The sequence below is a fragment of the Mycobacterium simiae genome (genome assembly GCF_008370645.1).
Classification (GTDB): Bacteria; Actinomycetota; Actinomycetes; order Mycobacteriales; family Mycobacteriaceae; genus Mycobacterium; species Mycobacterium simiae_A.
Genome location: NZ_VTZN01000399.1, coordinates 1 through 1,251, shown reverse-complemented (window position 1 = coordinate 1,251; position 1,251 = coordinate 1). Strand labels below are relative to the sequence as shown.

General features: G+C 61.0%; 1 pseudogene. It reads right to left on the bottom strand.

Annotated features, from left to right (window positions below):
• A pseudogene (locus F0Q45_RS26055) lies at nucleotides 1-1,251 on the bottom strand (PPE family protein); the annotation flags it as partial.

Here is a 1,251-nt window from a genome sequence, read left to right as displayed (position 1 = left end):
CCGGTGTTGCCGAAGCCGAAGTTGCCGTCGCCGGTGTTGCCGAAACCGACGTTGTTGTTGCCGGTGTTGCCGAAACCGATGTTGTTGAGGGCTGCCGTCAGGCCCGGAGCCGCGTTGCCGAATCCGAGATTTCCACTGCCGATGTTGCCGAAACCGATGTTGTTGTTGCCGACGTTGCCGAACCCGATGTTGGAGCTGCCGAGGTTGCCGCTGCCCAGGTTGAAGTCGCCGATGTTTCCGCTGCCCAGGTTCAGGCGGCCAAGATCTCCGAGACCCGCGTTGAAGATCGTTCCGGTGGGGCTGCTGAAAATGCCGGCCAGATCGGTGCCGATGTTGGACCATCCAGAGATATGCGCCGGTGTGGTGAGGTTGGATGTGCTGGTGTTGTAGATTCCCGAAACGGTGTTGCCCAAGTTCGCCCAACCCGTCTGGAACGCGCCGAAGTTTTGGAAGCCCGAGTTTCCGATGGCGCCCAGGCCGGTATTCCAGAAGCCTGAATTGTTGCCCCCGCCATTGCCGACGCCGGATGCGGACCCGGCGCCGGAGTTGAAGAAGCCCGAGGACGGGGTCGTGGTGGAGTTTCCGATGCCGGGCGCGGCGGGAATGTCGAGGAGGACGACGCGAATGGGGCCGGCGCCGCTTCTGATTTGGATAGGGATTGAGGTATCTGGTCCGCCGATGGTGACATCGATCACCGGCAAGGTCCCGGTGATGGTGGGCAGGCTGATGGGCCCGATCTTGAAGTTGGTGATCCCCAGGGCGTTGATGGTGATCGTCGGAAGGGTGAAGCTGTTGAGAGCAAGGGCACCGAGGTCGAGGTGTATGGGGATATTGATGGGAATGTTGATATCGAAATTCAGTATCGGGAACTGCGGAATATAGATTTCGGAGTGGAAGCCCCACAGGCCCTGGTAGTCGCCTCGCCACAGTATGCCGTTGCTGTAGTTGCCGGCGTTCAAAATGCCGGTGTTGACGTCGCCCGCGTTCGCTAGACCAGTGTTGAGGTCGCCTGTGTTGAAGAAGCCAGTGTTGTAATCGCCCGCGTTGTAGCTACCGGTGTTGAAGGTGCCGGTGTTGAAGTTGCCGGTGTTGTAGCTGCCCGGGTTGGCTAGGCCGGTGTTGGTGCTGCCGGTGTTGGCGATGCCCGAGTTGTAGTTGCCTGTGTTGGCCAGGCCGGTGTTGCCGGTGCCGGGGTTCCATGCTCCCCAGTTGCCGGTGCCCGCGTTGCCGAAGCCGGTGTTGCCGGTGCCG